Consider the following 17,048-nt stretch of genomic DNA (forward strand, 5'->3'; position numbering starts at 1 on the left):
CTTCGTGACAAAAAACAACTTAACAATTGCAATTGATAATAGTCAGTATCTTCCTGAAACCCAAGAATTTATTGTAACTGGCTGGGCACTTGATACCGGGACAAAAGCAGTACCCAAAATTGAAATTGTAGGTACGGGGATAAACGAGTCAAAGATTACTTATCAAGGACGTCACGATGTGGCTGCATTACACAAGACTAGTGCTACTTTACAAATGGGCTTTCAAATTGTCTTGAAAGTTAATAATCCGGAAGATAAAGTTGTGATTTCGTTTGTTTTGGCAGATCAAATCATAGAAAAAATTTTTATTCCTAACAATCAAATAATTACTCCAGAAAAAATGCCTTCAAAAACCCAGCAGTATTATACAAAAATCCGTAAAGGACTGGGTTATTTAAAGCGTAATGGTTTAAAAAGTACTTTGCGGCGCATTTCATTGGAGCAGGATAAACAAAGTGATGAAACCTATCAAACATGGATTGCTCAAAATGAAAATTGGGACCGTAATTCAATAGAAAAAGAAATTAAGGATTTTTCTTATCAGCCTAAAATTTCTATTTTAATGCCCACTTATAATGTTGAAGAAAAATGGTTGACCAAGTGTATTGAATCAGTAATAGGGCAGTTTTATGGGAACTGGGAACTGTGTATTGCTGATGACCATTCTACTGATGATAGTGTGCGACCACTATTAGAAAAATTTGCGGCTGAAGATGACCGCATCAAACTGTTTTTCCGTCCAGAAAATGGTCATATTTCTCGAGCAACGAATTCTGCTTTAAAAATAGCAACAGGGGAATTCGTAGCACTATTAGATAACGATGATGAGCTAGCGCCAATTGCGTTATATGAAGTTGCAAAGCTTTTAAACCGTCAAACAGATTTGGATCTTATTTATAGTGATGAAGATAAGATCGATATGGAGGGGCGACGATTTGATCCGGCTTTTAAACCAGATTGGTCACCAGATTTATTATTAGGAACAAACTATATTTCCCATTTAGGTGTTTATCGAAAAACAATTATGGATAAAATTGGTGGTTTTAGAGTTGGGTTGGAAGGCTCACAAGATTATGATTTAGTTTTACGGTTTACTGAACAAACGACAGCAGATAAAATTGGACATATTCCCCAAATTTTATATTATTGGCGTATCTTACCGAGCTCTACAGCAGCAGACCAATCGACTAAGAGATATGCTTTTGATGCCGGATTAACTGCTGTTCAAGATGCAATCCAAAGACGTGGCATTAAAGCAACGGTCACACATGCTGCAGGAAATGGCCTTTATGATGTTAATTACGATATTCTTTCAGAAGATTTGGTCAGTGTAATCATTCCAACAAAAAATGGATATGATGATGTAAAACGCTGTATTGATTCAATTATTGCATTGACGACTTATTCTAATTACGAAATTATTTTAGCGGATAATGGCAGTGATGATCCTAAGATGACTACTTTATATCAAGACTATCAAGAACAACTTGGTGAAAGGTTTGTTGTTGAGGTGATTGATATTCCATTTAATTATTCACGTATTAATAATCTAGCTGCCAAAAAGGCAAAAGGTAAATATTTATTGTTTTTGAATAATGATACAGAGGTTATCACGCCAGAGTGGATGAGTAAAATGGTTTCTTTTGCACAATTTTCGAGAGTGGGTTGTGTTGGAGCGAAGTTATATTATCCTAACCAAACGGTTCAGCATGCCGGAGTTGTTTTAGGCTTAGGCGGCGCTGCTGGACATGTACATCATACATTTCCAAGAGGAGATTTTGGTTATTTTGGGAAATTAGAAATTAATGTAAATTATTTAGCTGTTACAGCAGCTTGTATGATGATGCGTGCAAAAGATTTTTCTGAATTAGGTGGTTTTAACGAGGAATTAACCGTTGCCTTTAATGATGTAGATTTATGTTTACGAGAATATGAAGCTGGACATGACAATGTGTGGCTCCATGGTGCTGAATTGTATCATTTTGAATCTCAGTCTCGTGGTTATGAGAATACACCAGAAAAATTGGAGCGTTTCGAAGCAGAAACAGCCTATATGGAAGAAAAATATCATGAATATATTGAAAATGATCCTTACTATAATCCCAATTTGACTCGCCAAGGCGGGAATTTAGCAGTAAGAATTGATTAGTTGAACTCAGAGGATTTTCTCTGGGTTTTTTTGAAGAATGACTTTTTGATTTCTTTAACAATTATGATCAATCCTACTTTTTTCAAGCTAATTATGGTATTATCATAAATGGATTATTTTATCAGTTAGGAGTGTCATGATGAATAATAATGAATGGGGCGGGGCAAGAAGAGCAATCATTATTCTTTTTGATGTGATTTGTTTTAATTTTTCCATTTATTTAAGTTTTTTAATAAAATTTCATGGAAATATTCCAGCACGAAATTTTGAATCCTTTCAGAATTCAGCGATTTTTATTTCCCTTTTTTTTATTGCGTTAAACATTTTATTAGGATCTTATGTTTTTTATAATCGAATTATCAGTGATATTGTTTTTGTAACAGTGATTGGGCAGTTTTTAATGTCATTAGGAATTATGATTATCACTTTTGCAGGTCGCTGGTTTGCCTTTCCAAGGAGTGTAATTCTGTGGTCTTTTTTAATTGGGACAATTTTATTGATTATTTATCGGATCATTGTTTATCGTATTTATTTAAAACTGAGTAAAAATAAACAAGTCTTAATTATAGGCTTTGAAAAAGATGTAGCACCAGCTGTTCAAAATTTTAATTCTCAAAAAAATAATAAACATAAAGTTTATGGTATTGTTGTTGATCATTTTTTTGATCATCTAAAAGAATTAATTGACAATGTCGATATTGTTTATTTAGCTTCTGAAATCAATGAAAGTGAAAAAATAAATATATACCAACTGGTTACGAAAAAAGAAAAAAAACTTTTTTTGAATACCACATTTGAAAATTTAATGACAATTAATTCAAATATTATGAATTTTGAAGATGAAAGTATTATTGAGTCAACAGGTTTTAAAATTCCGACCGAGGATGCATTATTTAAACGTTTGTTTGATATAGTTATCTCAATCGTATTATTAATAATTGCTTCACCTTTTATGCTGTTTACGGCGATTTTAGTCAAAGTAACTTCGCCAGGACCAGTTATTTATAAACAAATTCGAATTACCAAAAATCAAAAAGAGTTTCCAATTTATAAATTCAGGTCAATGACTGCAACAGCAGAAGCGAAATCCGGACCTGTCTTGGCTAAGAGTAATGATGCTAGAGTGACACCAGTCGGTAAATTCATTCGAGCAGTTCGTTTTGATGAACTACCACAATTAGTTAATGTATTAAAAGGTGATATGTCGATTATTGGTCCAAGACCAGAGAGACCTTTCTTTGTTGATCAATTTAATCGAGAAAATCCATATTACTATTTGCGACACAATGTCCGAGCCGGAATCACAGGATATGCGCAAGTATATGGAAAATATGTTTCAGACTATAATAGTAAATTAAGATTTGATTTGTTATATATAAAAAAATATTCTCTTATGTTGGATTTAAAGATTTTACTGCAAACCATTAAAATTCTTTTTGATAAAGTATCATCTCAAGGAATAGAAGAAGCGGCAGTGACAAAATTATGCGATATTGATTTTCCTAAAGAGAGTATTTATTCATAAGGAGCGAAAATTTGTGAAAGTTGCGGAGATTAGTGTATTGATGTCTGTGTATCAGAAAGAAAAGCCTAAATATTTTGCTGCAGCCATCAAAAGTACCTTGGATCAAAGCTTGCTACCGCAAGAATTAGTTCTTGTATTAGACGGACCAATTACAAATGAGTTGCAAACAATAATTGATGCAAATAAAGATAATGGCAAAGTGTTAATTAGAGTTGTTCCTTTGAAAACCAATCAAGGCTTGGGTATTGCTTTAGCAAAAGGGGTTACAGCCTGTCAAAATGAATTGATTGCTCGGATGGATACTGATGATATTATGCGAGAAGACCGTTTAGAAAAACAGTATCAAGCTTTTTTAGATAATAAAAACTTAACTATTGTTGGATCTGATATCGATGAATTTACTGGTGATCCTTCCAACGTCATTGGTAAAAGAGTAGTACCCGAAACAAACAAAGATATTAGACAATTTTCAAAAAAAAGAAATCCTTTTAATCACATGACAGTAATGTTTAAAAAATCTGATGTCTTAGCAGTTGGAAATTATCAAGCTCTAAATGGTTTTGAAGATTATTATTTATGGGTTCGTCTATTAAAAGCGGGTTACCAGGGAATGAATATTAAAGAGTCGTTGGTATACGCTCGTGGTGGAGAAGATATGTACGCTCGGCGTGGCGGGATGAACTATTTTATTTATGGATTGAATGCACGAAAAGTTATTTATCAAAATGGACTAGGAAGTCTAAATGACTACTTTGTATCGATTAGTGCGCATATAGTAACTAGTATTTTACCTAATCGTGTGAGAGGTTTTGTATATAAAAAACTACTAAGACAGCGAGGAAAGCTTAATGAAGATTAAAGTGAATATTACTGGTTATAAAAGATTTCTAAAAAAATATAGTTTATTCATTGTTTTGTCGACTATCATTTGTGGTGCAGCTATTTCAGGAGCTGCTTACTTTTTAACAGGGAGAGAATACGTCTCTGAGTCCCAGTTATTAGTGAACTTGCCTCAAAATGAGGCTACAACAAATGCTGATGCTATCGTTGCAAATGAAGGAATGATCAACACTTACAAGCAAATTATTAAAAGTGATGAATTTTTAGATCTAATTGCAAAAGATAATAAAATAGATACTTCTGATTTAAAAGACAACATTCAAATTGAGCAAGTAGAGAATTCTTATGCATTTAGTGTTAATGTAACAGATAAATCTAGAAAAACTGTGGCGGCATTAAGCAAGCAAATTTCTACCCAATTTAAAAATACAATTAATCAATATGTTGAAGTTGAAAATGTCCAAATTTTATCTTCAAATATAGTGTCCAGTGATAAAAGCCGCTTAATTAATTTACTACGTTTTGCAGCTATTGGATTATTAACTGGATTTTGTTTATCAATGGGATTCGCTTTGATTAAAGAAAATGTCATATTTGAGTAGGCAAAATTATGAGTATAATTTTTTGGTTCTTTTTAGCTCAACCTATCTTAGGAATGTTCTTAGTTCCTAAATTTATTTTCACTGAAAAAAATAAAGTGATAGCTTACGCATTATTATTAGGTGCTTTTTTCGGCTATTTAGCTTATTTTATTGATCCATCTCCAACAATTGATTTGGCTCGTTACTTTGAGAAAATGGAAATGTTATCACATTTTTCTCTAAATAGATTTCTTAATTATTATGATTTGAGTGCACAATTAGACTTATCCAATTGGTTCTTTTTTGGTATTTCAAAATTAAATGATGTAAATTTAATGCCATTGATAGTCATGTTTTTTGTTTATTCTTCGGTGTTTTACATGATTTTAGATAATAGAAAGAGAAATGATGTTAGTAACAAACTTCTTTTTGTTCAAATGTTTATCGTCGTTTCTTTTTTGTCTTTTCCAGGAATTGCTAGTAACATTCGAAACATTTCAGCCTTTGTCTTTTTTATGTTGGGTTTTTATCTAGAAGTGTACCATGAAAAGAATTGGAAAAGAGTTATTTGGTTATATTTAGTGGCAATTTTAATTCATAAAACGGCTGTCATTTTGATTCTTTTGAGAGTACTAGCCTATTTCATTAATAAGTGGAAAAGTAAAAAAATCTTAATCACTATATGTTTAATTTTTCTATTGTGTTCTGTTTCAATTATTGTAGTTTATAAAATTATACATGTATTACCCATAGCGATACCATTTAGTTCTTTAGTTGATAAGGCCTATTCGTATGCAACTGGTTTTGGAAGTACTGATGATTATATGGTTTATATTGAAGGTAGCTTATTCATGCGTCTTCAAAAAATGTTCTTTTTGATTGTTAATCTGTTATTTTTAAGCTTTTTCATCATAACAAAACAATACAAAAAGATTTCTCAATTTTCAAATGAAAATAAAACCAATCAATTTTCAATTTTTATTTTTCTGGTTTTAATACTTACAATTGGAACAATCCCAATTACGTTACCTGTTTATTGGCGTTTTTCTTTGGTTACAGTAATATATTCCTGGTCGTTTATAACTAAAGATATCTTAAAAAGACAGAATTTTTTAATCATCATAATGTGTGTTTGCATTGGGGGGCTTTTATATCAAAGTCTTCTTTTGGCTCAATTTACTGATATAACTCAATTTATATTCCACATTTTTACAAACAATTATTTTTCGATATTTTTCGGTAAATGATTGTTTTACTAAGATACACTATATTTGAAAGCTAGGATGTTTGTATGGAGAAAAAAATCAGCGTCATTGTTCCTGTATTTAACGTGGAGGACTACTTAAAGGCTTGTTTATTATCAATTTCAAATCAAACTGTTCAAAATATTGAAATTATTGTTGTTGATGATGGTGCGACTGATAATAGCGGTGATATTGCTGATCAATATGCTAAAGAAGATCAAAGAGTAAAAGTCCTTCATCAATTAAATGGAGGGCTAAGTGCTGCTAGAAATACAGGATTGGATTACGCTTCCGGCGAATACGTATGCTTTATTGACAGTGATGACTGGATAGAACCTGATTATCTGGAAATATTATTAGAAGCATTATTAAAATTTGAAGCAGATATCGCTGTTTTAAAAATGAAAAAAATTCAAGATTATCATCAAATCACTAACTTAACAGAAAATAAAAATCAATGGGAATTGATGGATCGACAAGTCGCAATGAAAAATTTATTTATGAATAACAAAATTGGTTATTCCTCCAACAATAAATTGTTTAGAAGCGAATTGTTTTTGAATTTAAGATTTCCTGTTGGAAGGTTAATGGAAGACATGGCAACAACTTATCTGTTAATTGACCGTTCTCAACTTGTTGTTGTTAATCAATCTGAGAAGTACCACTATTTTCAAAGTCCTAATAGCATTTTACGAGGAAGTTTCAATCCAAAGAGATTAGAACTATTCGATATTCAAAATGAAATCATCCAATTTATTGATGAAAAATATCCAGATGTGTCAGTTAAAGTTAGAACTAGAACTGTTTACGCGGCTATCAGGATGATTATGGCTATGATTGAAAATCAATATAGCAATCGAAAGAATTTTGACTATGTGCTGGCATTTATTGAAAAATATCAGGATTGTTTAAACGAAGATCCTGATTTTTCTAAGAAGTTAAAGTATTTAGCAAAGTTTATTGCCAATCATCCAAACATGATTTTTTCATTTACTAGAAAGAAAATCATAGGCAATTTTTTATCAAAAATAGAAATGATGAGGTAAAAATGAAAAATATAAAAAAGTTCTTTTTTCGCAATATCTTACCACTTCTTTTTAGGCTGTTTCCAATAAAATCTGACACGATTGTTTTTTCAAGTTTTGGAGGTAGAAATTATTCTGGAAACCCCAAAGTAATTTGTGAGAAAATGATTCAACAAGGCATTGATTTAAAGTATGTTTGGCTAATTAAACCTGAAGTAGAAGTGGATCTCCCAAAAGAAATACAGAGAGTGGCATATGATTCTTGGCGAGCAGCGTATTATTTATATACTGCTAAATTTTGGATAGATGATAGCCGAAAGACCATTGCTATAAAAAAAAGAGAGCCACAGATATATTTTCAGACTTGGCATGGTACGCCGCTTAAATTAATAGAATTTGATGCAAAAGATAAATTAAGTAATCATTATTTAAATTACTCTGCTCGTGATAGTGAATCTATTACTTATTTACTTTCGGGAAATCGATATTCCTCTGAAATTTATCCTCGTGCTTTTAAAATCTCTAAAGAAAAAATATTGAATATCGGTACGCCTAGAAACGATCAGTTGGCAATATATCCAAAGAAAGATATTTCTTTTTTTGAAAAAAAACAGTTAAATATTTTATTTGCACCAACTTTTCGCGACAACCTTTCAGAGAATGGAATTCCTCAATTGGAAAAGCTAAATATTCTTGAAATTAAAAAGTACTTTGCTACGCAAAATGTAGATATTATTTTCATGGTTAAATTTCATCCTAATGTAAACCGTAATTTATCAAATGATCAAACTAGTTTGAATTATATGAAAAAAAATCAGTTTAATTTATTACCAGATGGTCAATCATTAGAAGAATTATTTGAAGAAATTGATTTATTAATTACTGACTACTCCTCTATATTTTTTGATTATGCACTTTTAGGAAAGCCATTAATTCTTTTTAATTATGACGAAGCGGAATATAAACAAGAACGGGGTTTCTATTTAACTTTGACTGATTTGCCAGTTCCCACTGCAAAAAACGGTTTAGCATTGATTGATGTTTTTAAAAATCAAAAAGATAAATTAGAATATAGTAGTCAAAGATTACTAGATTTTATTGGCAATTTTGAGACTGGAAAAAGTACTGATTATATTATCGAGTTAATTTTGAAAGAAGTTTAGTATGAAAAAAACTATTAAAGATATTATGTATAATGCGGTCTACCAAGTATTTTTAATTATTTTACCCTTGCTTACAACACCTATTTTAAGTCGTAGAATTGGTTCTGAAGGGCTTGGGATTTACGGATATGTTTTTTCAATTGCCCAGTTTTTAATTACTGTTATTGCAATCGGCATGAGTCCGTTTAGAATAAGGAATATTGCAAAAGTTAAAAATGATCGAGAAAAGCTAACAAGTCAATTTTGGAATTTATACGCTATGCAATTTTTAATTGGCTTGATTTCTATTTTGTTTTATGTAGCGGTTATTTGGATTTTTCAAGTTAAGTATGCTTCTTTGTATTTGATTCAATTGCTCTTTATTATTGGGGTCACACTGGACATATCTTGGTTTTTTCAAGGCATTGAAGAATTTGCTAAGGTTGTTGTTCGTAATACTTTAATTAAAATTACTTCTGTCGTTTTGATTATTTTATTGATTAATAATCAAGAGGACCTTTGGTTATATATATTTATAACTTCAGCAGTTAATTTGGTTGGTAGTTTAGTTTTTTGGGTTGGTATTCATAAAAAAGTTGGAAAAATACAATTTGATCGAAAAATATTTGCGAGCATGTGGAAACCAGGTCTCTTTATTTTAATTCCGCAATTGTTTATGCAAGTCTATACAACTTTGGATAAAACTGTGGTGGGTCAGTTTGTAGATCCAACAGAATTATCATATTACGACCAATCACAAAAAATTGCTCGCATAATTTTGGCCTTGTTAACTTCTGTAACGATTGTCATGTTACCTAAGATGTCAAAAGCACAAGCAGAAGGAGATCGTCAAAAGATTGTCAGATACACCAAAAAATCATTTGATTACACCTTGATTTTTAGTATCATGTTTTTTAATATTATTTTTGCTAATACAATCACTTTTGTCCCTTGGTTCTTTGGCAATGACTTTATTAAAATGACCAGTAATATGTTGTTGGTGTCATTGATCATTATTTTGAGTCCACTTGGTGGAATTTTTTCAAATCAGTTTTCAATTGCAATTGAAAATGATCGTGCCTTTGCTTATCCTTTGATTACAGGTGCATTCATCAGCGTGATAGGGAATGTCTTGATTGTTCCAAAGTATGGAGCGATTGGCGGCACAATTGTACTGGTGTTTGTAGAATTTTCGATTTTTTTGATGAAAGTATTTTTAGTCAGGAAAGAACTAGATTTAAAACTTATTTTTGATAAATCAGTTGTGGTATTTACTGTTATTTCAATTTTTATTTCTTTGATCAGTTTCTTTTTATTACCAAATCACCTAGGACCACCGTTTGTCAATATGGTTTGGAAATCACTGTTAATTTTCTTAGTATACTTGATTGTGGCATGTGTAACATTTCCTGATTTACGACAGCTTTTGGGAAAATTTTTTAAGAGAGGTGCTTAATTAATTGGATGCTTTTTTAATCATGGCCCATGAAAAGCCAGAAAACTTAAAATTATTACTGCAACAACTAGATTATACTGAGCACGCCTTTTTTATTCACATAGATAAAAAAAGTAAGCTAACGAAAGAACTGATTAATTCTTGGAAGATGAAGAGTCCAATTACTTTTGTTGAAAATAGAAATGTTATTTGGGGAGCGTATTCTCAGATTGAGGCGGAGATACTACTTTTAGAAGAGGCGGTAAAAGGAAACTTTAATTATTATCATTTGTTATCAGGGATTGATTTTCCGATAAAAAGTAATGAAGCAATGCAAGCTTTTTTGAAGAAAAATGATGGTAAAGAATTTGTCCAATTCCAAAAAGAAATAATTAACGAGAAAAATTTAAAACGTGTAAAATACTACTATTTTTTACAGGAATATACTGGTAAAAAAAAGAATTTTTTTTGGGCAGTTCAAAAAATCAGCATTATTTTACAAAAAATAATTGCTATTGATCGCACAAAAAAAAGTACGTACTTTAAAGAATTTCAAATGGGTGCTAATTGGTTTTCTATTACAAATGAATTAGCTCATTATGTAGTGCAAAAAAAATCAGAAATTGAACAGACCTTCAAATTTACTCAGAATGGTGATGAGCTATTTTTACAAACGATTATTTTAAATTCACCTTTTCGAAAAAGTTTATATCACTTGGAATTTGATAATTCAACAGATTCCAATTTACGGTATGTATCTTGGGAAAATGATACACCAAAAGTTTTAACCGAAATTGATTTTCAACGATTAAAATCGGGTAACGAATTTTTTGCTAGAAAATTTGATGATCAAATAAGTAAAGCTTTGTTAAATAAAATAAAAAAATTAATAAATTAGACTAAGTACAATCTATAAACTGGTAAATAAAAAATTCTAACGACAAAAATCGTTAGAATTTTTTGTTAGATAAATTTAAGTTACTTTACAAAAGTTACCTATTTAAATCATTTTTGATTTGAGTTGTTGATATTTCAGGTGTTCGTGGTAGGTAAATTACTTTTGCATTCGATTCTTCTTGAACAAAATCAAATTTTCCGGTCCAATCATCGCCCATGACAAAATAATCCACGTGGAATTCATTTGCGTCAGAAACCTTTTGTTCCCAATTTTCTTCAGGAATAACTAAGTCAACATAGCGGATGGATTCTAATAATTGTTTTCTCTTCTCATATGAAAAATACGTTTTTTTATGTTTTTCATTCCAATTAAACTCATCAGTTGATAGCCCGACAATTAGATAGTCACCATATTGCTTTGCTCTTTTTAAAAGGTTGATGTGTCCATAGTGCAATAAGTCAAATGTTCCATAAGTAATTACTCTTTTCATGCTTTTCTCCCTCGATTAAAGTATAAATGATTGGCTTATACTTTAAATGTCTTATTAAAAAATTCTACTTCAAATGTATATTTAAAACAAATAATTATTATTTATGTTGGAAAAACGTCATTTTAAAATTGATTATATCACTTGAATCAAGCGATAAATCAAATAAAAAATTCAAAAAATGAAAAATGCCGTAATTTATTCCTATCAATTTTAGCATTTATTTGCTAAAATTGATAGGAATTCTTAATGTGAAGAGAGGAAGTTATCGTTGGTTGATAATAAAAAAATTCTGATTACTGGTGGCGCTGGTTTTATTGGCTCCACGTTAGCCAATTTTTTAAATGAAAACAATACCGTAACTGTTATTGATGATCTATCGATGGGTAAAAAAGAAAATGTAGATCAAACGATTAATTTCATTGAAGGATCGGTAACAGACCAAAGAGTGATGGAAAATATTCTATCAAAAGAGCAATTTGATTATATATTTCACTTAGCAGCTATTGCTAGTGTCGCTGATTCAGTTGAACGGCCGATTGAAACCCATAAAGTAAATTTTGATAGTGTATTATTATTATTAGAATTAATTAGAGAGTATCAACATAATTTAAAAAGATTGGTTTTTAGTTCGTCTGCTGCAGTCTATGGAAACGAGCCAACACTACCTAAAAAGGAAGAATCGATTATTCGTCCGCTGACGCCATATGCGGTTGATAAATTTGCAGCAGAACAATATGTTTTAAATTACCAACATTTATACAATGTGCCCACAAGTGCGGTTAGATTTTTTAATGTTTACGGTCCAAATCAGAATCCTGATTCGCCTTATAGTGGTGTCATTTCGATTGTAGTTGATTGTTATAAAAAAATGTTGGCAAATGAACCAGCTGAGTTTACATTATTTGGTGATGGACAACAGTCGAGAGATTTTATTTATGTTGATGACGTTGTTCAAGCATTATTATTAGTTGCCGAATCAGCTGAGGCTTTAGGAACACAATTTAATGTTGGTTTAGGCAAAGAAATATCACTAAATAAATTGATTACAGTCATGGATGGGCTATTAAAATTGCAATTACCAGTTAAAAATCTATCAGAACGTGAAGGAGATATTAAAGTTTCGGTTGCTGATAATTCAAAACTAAAAGATTTAGGTTTTAAAGAAAAATACGATGTTCAAACTGGTTTAAAAAAATATTTAACGTACGAAAAACTACTTTAAGTCAGTTAAAAAGCTGGCTTTTTTGATTTAGGGTAGTATTTTTTTGGGGTTTCTTGTATTCTAGATAGTGGTTTTTTAAAAGAGGAGAAGCAGATGAATAAAGATAAAGTAGCCGTTTTAATTCCTTGTTATAATGAAGCATTAACGATAAAAAAAGTAATCAATGATTTTCAGTTAGTATTGCCTGAAGCAGAAATTTACGTTTATGATAATAATTCAACCGATAATACATTCGATATTGCTGTGGCAGAAGGGGTAAATGTGAAAAAAGAACCTCGTCAAGGAAAAGGCAATGTGATTCGCCAAATGTTTTTTGACATTGACGCAGATTATTATTTAATGGTGGATGGAGACGATACTTATCCTGCTGAAGCAAGTCAATTATTATTAGAAGAATTACGATCGGGAAAAGCTGATATGGTTATCGGCGATCGCTTATCAAATGGGACTTATTATGAAGAAAATAAACGATCATTCCATGATTTTGGCAATAATTTAGTAAAGGGTACTATAAACTTTTTATACAAATCTAAAGTTAGTGATGTGATGACTGGTTATCGTGGCTTCAATCGCATTTTTGTCAAAAGTTTTCCTGTAATGAGTGCAGGTTTTCAAATTGAGACGGAGTTTACGATTCACGCACTAGACAAACGCTTTAAGTTGGTGGAAATTCCGATTGATTATCGTGATCGACCTGAAGGAAGTGAATCAAAATTAAATACCATTACTGATGGTACAAAAGTAATCTTTACTATTTTTAAAATGTGTAAAGATTATAAACCGATGTTTTTCTTTTCAATTTTTGCATCCATTTTTTTTATTTTGGCTTTAATTGTAGGAATTCCAGTCATTATTGAGTTTTTTACAACTGGTTTTATTACAAAATTACCCTCAGCGGTGTTGGCTTCAGGTTTAATGACGTTTGTGTTATTGCTATTAATTACTGGTTTTATTTTAGATACGGTTGTTACAGATGATAAAAAGCAATATGAGTTAAATTTATATAGAGTTTATCATGAGGAGAAAAATGATGAAAAATAAAATGAGAGGAATTATAATATTTGTTGGGTTAATTGCTCTTTTTTTTAGTAGCCTTTTGTTAGTATACACTATCCCCAACTCAGCTGTTGAGAAAAACATTGAGAAAAGTAGTGTAGTTTTTGAAGCTGAGGGTAATTATCCGGTTTTAAATTTTGGCGATAAAAGTGCATCGCAACTTGACAATTTTACCGATAGTCTGATGATAAAAGGAGCTTCTAAAGGGAATAAGGGTGTCGTGTATGAGAGTATGGATAATTCGGATTATCCTAGATATTGGCACGGTTATTTAATTTTTCTACGTCCATTGTTAGTATTTTTTAGTTACGGATCAATTCGGCAATTGTATGGTTTGGTTCTCGCTGTCTTGATCGGCTTGAATTGCCTTCTTCTAGCAAAAAAATTGAACATTTTCTTTGCTTTCTCTTTTTTAGTTACACTTTTTATGGCAAGATTTTATACATTCTTTGTTAGTATGCAGTTTTCAAATGTTTTTATTATACTAATGTTGTGCAACATATTCTTGTTAACTAGAAAAGAAAAATATTTTTCAAACTACGGGAACATTTTAATTACTTGTTTAAGTATCGGAATGATCACCAATTTCTTTGACCTATTGACTGTTCCTTTGATTACTTTGGCAGAACCACTTATTCTGTATTTGTGTCTCAAAAATAAATATATTGCACATACTGACTTTTTTACGAATGCCTTAGAAATTGTCACAAATTCAATAGTATGGATGGTAGGTTATACGGTTACTTGGTTTTCAAAATGGATATTGGCTAGTTTTATTTTGAAAAGAAACATTATCAAAGAATCGCTACATCGGATTTTATTTAGAACTGAAGGTAGTGCTGACTATCCTATTGACCGTGCATTTATGTTGAAAGGTAATACTTCTAACTTTTTTAGCAATTTTAATATAGTAATTTTACTCTTACTAGTTTTAGCTGCAATCATTTATTTCATAAAAACTAAACACATGCCTTTTTCTAAAAAGATGTGGCCGATACTTCTACTGATTGCTTATCCTTATATATGGTATATGATTGTCGTAAACCATTCACAGATTCATTCTTTTTTTACGTATAGATTACAAATCATCTCCGTATTTAGTTTGTTATCCTTTATTTCGATGCAATTTGTCACAGTTAGAAAAATTAGAAGGTAATAAAATTACTAGTTTTCTTTAACTTTTAAATTTCTCGTTTCCCTCCTCCTGACTTTCATGTATAATGGTATCCGTTATAACATGGAGTAAGGAGGAGTTGCTTTGTCTGAGGAAAATAAAGACTCAGGAGAAAGTTCTTTTAAAGATCAGATTATGCGCTCATTAGATGAGAGCCGTAAAAAAAGAGGACAAGATGACGCAACAGATCCAACAAGAAAAGTTTCCTTATCTTCTGATAGAATAAGAGAAAGCCGATTTCGCGGTAGAATTAGCACAGCTAGCAACAAAGAAAATGAAGAAACTGTTCAGAAAATTGAACATTCACCGAGAATCGAAAAAATAAATCATCAGGTTGAAGAGCAAGAGCAGGCTGAGAAACGTTCTACTGATTTTTACGAGAAGATGTTAGAAAAAGCAGAGCAAGAAAAAATTGACAGGAAAAAGAACCGCAAAAAAGATTTAGAACCTACTGTATTTAGAAAGATTAATCAGAAGTTCGATTCTTTGCAGGAAGAAAACCTACCTAAGAAGCGGTCAGCAAGTGAGGAGAACAATTTGAAGAAAACGAGACGACGCAAAGAAGATCGCGTAGTTCGTAAAATCGTGTATGTATTAACGATTGCAATGTTAATTATCGCTGGAATTGTTGTGATTTCTGGCTACAATTATGTTAGTGCAGGCTTGAAGCCTCTAGATACGAATGATAGTAAGTTGGTCCAAGTTCAAGTACCAAGTGGTTCATCGAATCGTCAAATTGGAGAAATTTTACAGCGAGATGAAGTTATTCGAAGTGGTCTAATTTTTAACTTCTATACAAAATTTAAAAACTTAACCAATTTTCAATCAGGTTATTATCATTTTTCAGCTGATATGAGCTTAGATAAGATTAGTAAAGAGTTGCAGCAAGGTGGTAGTGCTGAACCGTTAGATGATGCTACTAAGCTGACAATTCCGGAAGGTTACGATGTGGATCAGATTGGTACCTTGATCGCGAAGAAATCTGATTTCAAAAAAGATGATTTCATTAGTTTAATGCAAGATCAAGATTTCTTCTCTGAATTAGAGGCTGCTTATCCAAATCTTTTAACAGATGCTGGAACGGCTACGGATGTTCGTTATCGTTTGGAAGGCTATTTATTCCCAGCGACGTATAATGTTCACAGCGATACAACATTGAAAGACTTAGTCTATCAAATGGTTGATGCGACGAATAATATTTTAAGCCCATATTATAGCCAAATTACTGAAAAAGGCTTAAATGTTCAAGAAGTAATGACTCTAGCATCGTTAGTGGAAAAAGAAGGGGTAACTGAGTCTGATCGTAAGAACATCGCTCAAGTCTTCTTTAACCGAATTGATGCCGGTATGGCCTTACAGTCAGATATTTCAATTCTTTATGCTCTTGGTGAGCACAAAGAAAATGTGACTTACAAAGATACTGAAGTGGATTCACCGTATAACTTGTATGTAAACTTAGGCTATGGTCCAGGACCATTTGATAATCCAAGTGAGCAAGCAATTCAGGCAGTCTTAAATCCGACAGCAAATGATTACTATTATTTTGTTGCAGATACTTCAACCGGTAAAGTTTATTACGCTGAAACGTATGACGAACATTTGGCTTTAGTAGAAAAATATGTAAATAACTAAGAAACAATTTACAACTGAAGAATAACGTGGTAATCTTTTGAGGATTATACTTCAAAAGATTACCTTTTTGTAATTTTTTGTATGAAGGAGATTTTTAAATGGTAGAAAAAACATACCCGATGACTCATGAGGGAAAAGCAAAGTTAGAAGAAGAGTTAGAACAATTAAAGACTGTGAAACGTGGAGAAATTATCGAACGAATTAAAATTGCTAGAAGTTTCGGTGATTTATCGGAAAACTCCGAATATGAATCTGCTAAAGATGAACAAGCATTTGTTGAAGGACGTATCAATACATTAGAGAATATGATTCGTTTTGCTGAAATTATCGATAATGATAACGTTGATAACGATGTCATCTCTATCGGAAAAACAGTGACATTCATTGAATTACCCGATGGCGATGAAGAACAATATACCATCGTTGGGAAAGCAGAAGCTAATCCATTAACAGGTAAAATTTCAAACGACTCACCGATTGCTCAAGCATTAATTGGTAAAAAAGTTGGTGACAGTGTTGCTATTAGTACGCCTGGTGGCGATATGCAAGTGAAGATTGAAAAAGTAGAACAAATTTAAGCTGAGGCATTTGCCTTAGCTTTATTTTTTGGCTGATATCCTTCTTAGGTCCCATAG

The 17,048-nt window shown here is 31.4% G+C and carries 15 protein-coding genes; 14 read left to right on the plus strand and 1 reads right to left on the minus strand.

The genetic code is table 11. The annotated features are described in order from the left end of the window. Positions 1–4: 4 nt before the first annotated feature. The 9 genes from ID741_RS09025 to ID741_RS09065 all read left to right on the plus strand — a co-directional run bounded on the left by ID741_RS09025 (position 5) and on the right by ID741_RS09065 (position 10,839). Positions 5–2,149 (plus strand): glycosyltransferase family 2 protein, encoded by a 2,145-nt coding sequence (locus ID741_RS09025; protein WP_438719772.1) that lies wholly within the window; start codon positions 5–7, stop codon positions 2,147–2,149. Between the two features lie 136 nt (positions 2,150–2,285). Further along, a complete protein-coding gene (locus ID741_RS09030) occupies positions 2,286–3,674 on the plus strand; it encodes a sugar transferase (protein ID WP_218324923.1) in 1,389 nt (462 codons plus the stop codon). Between the two features lie 13 nt (positions 3,675–3,687). Then, positions 3,688–4,533: a glycosyltransferase gene (locus ID741_RS09035; RefSeq protein WP_218324924.1), complete on the plus strand. Its 846-nt coding sequence runs from the start codon at positions 3,688–3,690 to the stop codon at positions 4,531–4,533. Then, positions 4,523–5,116: a YveK family protein gene (locus tag ID741_RS09040; protein ID WP_218324925.1), complete on the plus strand. Its 594-nt coding sequence runs from the start codon at positions 4,523–4,525 to the stop codon at positions 5,114–5,116. Before ID741_RS09035 ends, ID741_RS09040 begins: the two co-directional genes overlap by 11 nt. A gap of 8 nt (positions 5,117–5,124) precedes the next feature. Beyond that, on the plus strand, positions 5,125–6,342 hold the full coding sequence (locus ID741_RS09045; protein ID WP_218324926.1) for an EpsG family protein: 1,218 nt from the start codon (positions 5,125–5,127) through the stop codon (positions 6,340–6,342). A gap of 44 nt (positions 6,343–6,386) precedes the next feature. Then, on the plus strand, positions 6,387–7,385 hold the full coding sequence (locus ID741_RS09050) for a glycosyltransferase family 2 protein (RefSeq protein WP_218324927.1): 999 nt from the start codon (positions 6,387–6,389) through the stop codon (positions 7,383–7,385). 2 nt (positions 7,386–7,387) lie between these two features. After that, the gene (locus ID741_RS09055) at positions 7,388–8,527 is read left to right on the plus strand and encodes a CDP-glycerol glycerophosphotransferase family protein (protein WP_218324928.1); all 1,140 of its coding nucleotides are present in this window, start codon (positions 7,388–7,390) and stop codon (positions 8,525–8,527) included. 1 nt (position 8,528) lies between these two features. Further along, positions 8,529–9,962, plus strand: coding sequence for an oligosaccharide flippase family protein (locus tag ID741_RS09060; RefSeq protein WP_218324929.1), 1,434 nt, complete (start codon positions 8,529–8,531; stop codon positions 9,960–9,962). Between the two features lie 4 nt (positions 9,963–9,966). Then, on the plus strand, positions 9,967–10,839 hold the full coding sequence (locus tag ID741_RS09065; RefSeq protein WP_246601395.1) for a beta-1,6-N-acetylglucosaminyltransferase: 873 nt from the start codon (positions 9,967–9,969) through the stop codon (positions 10,837–10,839). Positions 10,840–10,933: 94 nt separating this feature from the next. On the opposite strand, the gene tagD is transcribed toward ID741_RS09065, so the two are convergent. After that, positions 10,934–11,329 carry a glycerol-3-phosphate cytidylyltransferase gene (gene tagD, locus ID741_RS09070; RefSeq protein WP_438719773.1) on the minus strand — a complete coding sequence of 132 codons (396 nt, stop codon included), beginning with the start codon at positions 11,327–11,329 and terminating at the stop codon, positions 10,934–10,936. A 268-nt stretch (positions 11,330–11,597) separates the two neighbouring features. On the opposite strand from tagD, the gene ID741_RS09075 reads away from it, so the two are divergent. The 5 genes from ID741_RS09075 (at position 11,598) to greA (ending at position 16,991) form a co-directional block, all read left to right on the plus strand. Then, a complete protein-coding gene (locus ID741_RS09075; protein ID WP_438719774.1) occupies positions 11,598–12,551 on the plus strand; it encodes an NAD-dependent epimerase/dehydratase family protein in 954 nt (317 codons plus the stop codon). Positions 12,552–12,644: 93 nt separating this feature from the next. Then, positions 12,645–13,592 carry a glycosyltransferase family 2 protein gene (locus tag ID741_RS09080; RefSeq protein ID WP_438719775.1) on the plus strand — a complete coding sequence of 316 codons (948 nt, stop codon included), beginning with the start codon at positions 12,645–12,647 and terminating at the stop codon, positions 13,590–13,592. Then, entirely contained in the window at positions 13,582–14,763 is a 1,182-nt protein-coding gene (locus ID741_RS09085; RefSeq protein ID WP_438719776.1) for a hypothetical protein, read from the plus strand. Before ID741_RS09080 ends, ID741_RS09085 begins: the two co-directional genes overlap by 11 nt. A gap of 402 nt (positions 14,764–15,165) precedes the next feature. Next, a complete protein-coding gene (gene mltG / locus ID741_RS09090) occupies positions 15,166–16,413 on the plus strand; it encodes an endolytic transglycosylase MltG (protein WP_438720459.1) in 1,248 nt (415 codons plus the stop codon). Positions 16,414–16,511: 98 nt separating this feature from the next. Continuing rightward, a complete protein-coding gene (greA, locus tag ID741_RS09095; RefSeq protein WP_218324933.1) occupies positions 16,512–16,991 on the plus strand; it encodes a transcription elongation factor GreA in 480 nt (159 codons plus the stop codon). Positions 16,992–17,048 lie beyond the last annotated feature (57 nt).

It is taken from the genome of Enterococcus sp. AZ103, from assembly GCF_051714685.1.
Taxonomy (GTDB): domain Bacteria; phylum Bacillota; class Bacilli; order Lactobacillales; family Enterococcaceae; genus Enterococcus_A; species Enterococcus_A alishanensis.